The organism is Nevskia soli, assembly GCF_903970205.1.
Taxonomy (GTDB): domain Bacteria; phylum Acidobacteriota; class Terriglobia; order Bryobacterales; family Bryobacteraceae; genus Bog-113.
Window position 1 is genome coordinate 1 of record NZ_CAJCHS010000290.1, and the last position, 5,656, is coordinate 5,656.

The 5,656-nt window shown below is 59.0% G+C and carries 4 protein-coding genes; all 4 read left to right on the forward strand.

Annotated features, from left to right (window positions below; genetic code table 11):
* Positions 1–273 (forward strand): hypothetical protein (locus H1Y01_RS12845; RefSeq protein WP_219341509.1); only part of this gene is annotated, 273 nt, incomplete at its 5' end.
* A gap of 254 nt (positions 274–527) precedes the next feature.
* Positions 528–1,586 carry a class I SAM-dependent methyltransferase gene (locus tag H1Y01_RS12850; protein WP_180540918.1) on the forward strand — a complete coding sequence of 353 codons (1,059 nt, stop codon included), beginning with the start codon at positions 528–530 and terminating at the stop codon, positions 1,584–1,586.
* Between the two features lie 232 nt (positions 1,587–1,818).
* A complete protein-coding gene (locus H1Y01_RS12855; protein WP_219341510.1) occupies positions 1,819–3,180 on the forward strand; it encodes an APC family permease in 1,362 nt (453 codons plus the stop codon).
* A gap of 26 nt (positions 3,181–3,206) precedes the next feature.
* Positions 3,207–5,189, forward strand: coding sequence for a primary-amine oxidase (locus tag H1Y01_RS12860; RefSeq protein ID WP_180540920.1), 1,983 nt, complete (start codon positions 3,207–3,209; stop codon positions 5,187–5,189).
* Positions 5,190–5,656 lie beyond the last annotated feature (467 nt).

Genomic DNA, 5,656 nt, shown 5'->3' on the forward strand with positions numbered 1-5,656 from the left:
TCCAAGACATACCTGTACCACGCAGTCGACAGTTCAGGAGGAGTAGAAAACAAGACGGGTACGGTGAGCGGCGACGTATGGACTTGGCTTGGGGAGAGCATTTTTGGGGGTAAGTTGTATCACACCCGGTACATCATGAAGGTTGTTTCAGCGGACTCCTACGAATACACCGACGAGTCGGGCGAAACCGAGAACTCGATGAAGGTGTTCGTGAGCGGGAGGGAGACTCGCGTCGCGGCCACCAAGCCCGCGACATTGAAACCGGGGCAGTGACGGTGTTTCACGCAATGATCTCCGGTCGCCGGTTAATCGGTTAGTCGGTTAGTTGGTTAGTTAAGAGCGATAAGCGTTCGTCGGAACTGACTAAGCCCATATTGAGTCCTCTTTCAGGCGAAAGGCGAACCTGCTGTAAAGGAAGACCACGAAGCCCGGGCGAAGCGGCAAACTCTCGGGGTCTCGAATATAGGGTGTGAACGTCTTCGCGTCCAGGCGCAGCGTGATAGAATGCGCACGAAAGTGAGACACACATGGCGGTGAATCCAGATAAGTTGATGGCTTTCATGGGTAAGCTCGTCGGGGATTTGGGAGCAATGATGAGCATTGGTCCGATGGTCATTGGCGAGAAGCTCGGTCTCTACAAAGCGATGGCCGATGGATCTCCTGTCACGGCTGCCGATCTAGCCGCAAAGACCAACACGAACGAGCGCTACGTGCGCGAATGGCTCTGTTCACAAGCAGCATCCGGTTTCGTGGAATATGATCCTGCCACCGAAGCGTTCGCGATGACCGAGGAACAGGCAGCCGCTCTCGGTGCGGAAGGTGGACCCTTCTATTTTCTGGGGGCCATCGAACTGGCCGTTGCGATGGTGCGGGATGAGGCCAAGATTTTGGAGGCGTTCCGCACGGGCCAAGGCGTCGGTTGGCATGAGCACGATGCCTGCCTGTTTCGCGGAACGGAACGATTTTTCCGCCCTGGCTATATGCGGCATCTGTTGAGCGAGTGGATCCCCGCACTGGATGGCGTGCAGGCCAAGCTCGAGGCGGGCGGCAGCGCCGCCGATGTAGGCTGCGGGCACGGAGCTTCCACCGTCTTGATGGCGCAAGCTTTTCCAAGGAGTCATTTCTACGGCTTCGATTATCACGCTCCTTCGATTGAGAAAGCGCGGGCCGCGGCCGCCGCCGCGGGGGTTGGAGATCGAACCACTTTCGAGGTCGCTCCCGCGAAAGCTTACCCGGGCAGCGGCTACGATCTCGTGACGTTTTTCGACTGCCTGCATGATATGGGCGATCCCACCGGCGCCGCGCGCCACGTGCATTCGACGCTTGCCGAGACCGGCGTATGGATGATCGTCGAGCCCATGGCGAGCGACAAGACGGAAGAGAACTTAAATCCCATTGGGCGCGTTTATTACTCCGCCTCAAGCTTCATCTGCACGCCCGCCTCGAAAGCGCAGGAAGTCGGCTTGGGGTTGGGCGCGCAGGCCGGCGAGGCGCGGCTGCGCAAAGTGATCGCGGATGGCGGCTTCCAGCATGTTCGAAGAGCGGCCGAAACGCCGTTCAACATGGTTCTGGAAGCCCGCTGCTAGCCGGCAATGGCGGACGCTGCCGATAGCAGCGATCGGGAACCCGGAAGTCATCACTCCTCACCACGTGGCCGACACGGATCGCACGCCCACATTGTGCGATCCTCTATTCGTGGAGGACCCGTCCAGCCTCCACTCTTCAGCCTCCCTGCCGAGCTGACCGGTACTCACCCACTTCCCTTCGAAGGATTTCGGCAACTGTATGGGTTCCAAGAGCAGCCTGAGGCCGGGGATCTTGTCTCCGATCGAAACGTTCGGCCAATCAATCGCCAACGTGGCGCCGACCGCCACTCCCGCGATGATCATCGGCCAGGTCTTTGCGCTTAGCGGGAACGGCGCCTGGCTCGCTTATGCGATCGCGACCGTCGGCGTCTCGCTCGTGGCCATGAACATCAATCAGTTCTCGCGGAACTCGGCGTCGGCCGGTTCGCTGTACAGCTACACGGCGAACGTGCTGCCCAAGTTTTGGAGCGTCGCCAGCGCGTGGGCTCTGGTCATCGCTTACGTCTGCACCGCGATCGCGCTGACCGGCGGACTTACCTCGTATGCCGGCGTCCTGCTGGGAAGTCTCGGGTGGCCGGCGATCTCTCCCGCGCTCGTCACGATACTCGCCGTCGGAATCGCCGGGACGCTAGCTTATCGCGATGTAACCATCTCGGCGCGGCTGATGCTGACGCTCGAGGCCGTTTCCATCGCCATCATCTTCGTCATTATGGGTTTCACGCTGTTCGGAAGCGGCTTCCACCCGGATCGCGATCAGTTGTTGTTGCACGGCGTTACGGGGAGTAGTCTCCGGCTCGGCTTAGTGCTCGCTATTTTTAGTTTTGTCGGATTCGAGAGCGCCACGTCGCTCGGCGAGGAGGCGCGAAACCCACTCCGCAGTATCCCGAGAGCCGTTACGCTTAGCGCCATTTGCTCGGGTATATTCTTCACCTTTTGTTCGTACGCTGAAGTTCTCGGTTTTCGCGGCCTGTCTCCAGCGCTGAATCATAGCCTGGCGCCCTTACACGCGCTGGCTGGTAAAGCGGGACTACCGTTACTCGGGATCATGATCGATGTCAGCGCGATCATCAGTTTCTTCTCCTGCGCGCTGGCGTGCATCACGGCCGCGGGGCGAATCGCCTTCGACATGGGGCGGAACGGCGATCTGCATGGCGCATTCGGTGACGCCCACCCGGTCAAGCAAACTCCGCATCGCGCGGTTGTGGGCGCCTCGGCGTGTGTCCTCATCCCGGGCGTCGTGCTCGCGATGCGGGGATTTGCAGGATTCGATATCAATGGATGGCTTGGCACCTTAGCGACGTTCGGATTTCTGGTGGCGTATATTTTGGTCTGCGTGGCGGCGCCGCTTTACCTTCGATCCAGAAGCCGGCTTACGGTTAAGTCGCTCGTCATTTCATTCGGCGCGATCGCAGTGATGTTAGTGGCCTTCGCGGGTAGCTTATATCCGGTGCCGGAGTTCCCTTACTCGTGGCTGCCTTATATCTTCTTCGTGTTGATTGCTTCGGGTATTGCATTCTCGTTTGTCTGCCGCAACCGCGCTGATAGGATGGATACGTCGCCGCAACGTACGGCAATTGAGCCGGATTATGTGTAATCTAGTTCGACATTAGGGAGGTGCTCTTGAATCAAGCTCCTGAATTATCTACGCTCACCTTTACCGCACCCGATCAGCGCCGGTTTGACCATCCGCTGGAGCCGCTCACGGAACGCGAGGTTCAACAGTCCGTCGAACTACTCCGCTCGATGGCGGACTGGACGCCGAACACGCGCATCATCAGCATCACGCTGAAGGAGCCTTCGAAAAGCGCGGTGTACGCATGGCCGTCGGCGCCGGTTTCGGAACGGCTGGCCTCCGCCGTGATCATGCACAACGCGCGGAACCGGGCCGCGACAGTAACGCTGGACCTCGAGGCCGACCGCGTTGTCAGTGTGCAATTAGCTCCCGAAGGAGCCCAACCCACGCTTTCGGTCGACGAGCAAATCGAGTGCGAGCAAGCCGTTCTCGCTAGCGAAGAGTTCAGGCAAGCATTGGAACGCCACTACGGTCCCGTCGACCCCGCGCTAGTTATGGTGGATATCTGGAGCGCAGGCCACTACGGCGATGACGATCAGGATAGCGGCAAACGACTTACCCGACCGCTCTGCTTTCTGCGGTCCGATCCTACAGATAACGGCTATGCCCGGCCGATTGAGGGTATCCGGCCCATCGTCGATCTGAATAGCATGAAGGTCGTGCGGGTTGAAGATTACGGTAAGTGGCCGCTGCCGCCCGAATCCGCGAACTATTCCGCGAACCGTGTCGGCAAACTTCGCGACGACATCAAGCCGCTGGCGATTACTCAGTCTGACGGCCCCAGTTTTCGCCTCGAAGGACATCAGATCAGCTGGCAGAAATGGAAGTTTGTAATTGGGTTCAACGCGCGCGAAGGGCTGACGATTCACCATGTGCGCTATGTCGATTCCGGGCAGGAGCGCAGCATCCTATACCGCGCTTCACTTACCGAGATGGTAGTACCTTACGGCGATCCCCGCCCGACTCAGGCACGCAAGAACGCGTTCGATGTGGGCGAGTATGGCATGGGAGTGTGCGCCAACGGACTCCAACTCGGTTGCGATTGCCTGGGCGACATCACTTATCTGGACGCAAACCTATGTGACAGCCGCGGCCGGGCGCTCACGATTCCGAATGCGATCTGCATTCATGAGGAAGACTACGGCATTCTTTGGAAACACACCGATCGCCGGCTTCCGGATCATCCTGAGGTTCGCCGTTCGCGGCGCCTGGTAGTCTCTTCGATCTCTACGGTTGAGAATTACGAGTACGGCTTCTATTGGTACTTCTACCAGGACGGCAACATCGAGTTTCAGATCAAACTAACCGGCATCCTCTCACTCGGCGCCACACATCCGGATGCGAGGCCGCCGCATGGAGCCATGGTAGCGCCGCGGGTCTATGCGCCCAACCATCAGCATTTCTTCAATATGCGTCTGGACTTCGATATCGACGGACAGCGCAACACGATACACCAGGTCGATGTTGTTGCCGATCCGGTGGATGAACAGAACCCTTTCGGGAATGCGTTTCGGGCGCGGGCTACCGTGCTGCGGTCGGAAAAGCAGGCGTGCGCGAACCTGAATCCGGCGACGGCGCGAACGTGGCGGATTATCAATCCAAGCCGCAAGAACCGCTTGGGCGAACCGGTCGGCTATAAGTTCATCCCAGGCGACAATGCCGTCCCATTTGCCTCGCCGGAGGCATGGTGGCGCAAGCGGGCGCGATTTGTGGATCATCACGTCTGGGTGACGCCCTTTCATGAGAGCGAGAACTTCGCGGCGGGCGACTTCCCCAATCAAAGCCTTGCCGATCACGGGCTTTCGACCTGGGTCGAGGCGGATCGTCCGATTGAAGATACCGACACGGTGCTTTGGTACACCTTCGGCCAAACGCACATCCCGCGGCCGGAGGACTACCCGGTGATGCCTGCCGCTTACATCGGCTTCCTGTTGAAACCGAGCGGCTTCTTTGAATGTAATCCCGGTGTTGACGTGCCCCCTTCCGCCGCCGCTAAGCACGCAAGTAATGGAACTTGCGGGCATTGCTGAGCGAGTGCGCATACCAAAGAAACGACAAAGTAGGTATCGGTGACTGGAGCGGTGCATGTGCGGCATTCCGCTCTCGCGCGGTAAAAGAATTCGAAGGCTCTTTTCCGGAGCACCAGCTCCATTACTGTCGCGGCTCAGAATGGGGATTTATTGGTCGTCGGTAGACTCTGTACCGCTAAGCCGGTAAAGCAGCAAACCGATCAGCAGGTCTGAAGACACCCGGTTGCCGGCGCCGGACCGAGTAAAGCCCCGTTTTTTTCCGCGCGAAAACCGAAGGCCCCAAAGCGCACCGTCGCGGTATTCGCGTCGACTTGAAAGGCGCGGACAGTAAGTGTGACCGCCGGCCATATGTGGTTTATCGGCGGCCAACCAAGTGGAACGACTTACCGCTAAGCCGGTAAAGCAGCAAACCGATCAGCAGGTCTGAAGACACCCGGTTGCCGGCGCCGGACCGAGTAAAGCCCCGT

Excerpts from the sequence above, each read along its gene's own strand:
- H1Y01_RS12850 (WP_180540918.1), top strand. The coding sequence starts at position 528 with ATGGCGGTGAATCCAGATAAGTTGATGGCTTTCATGGGTAAGCTCGTC.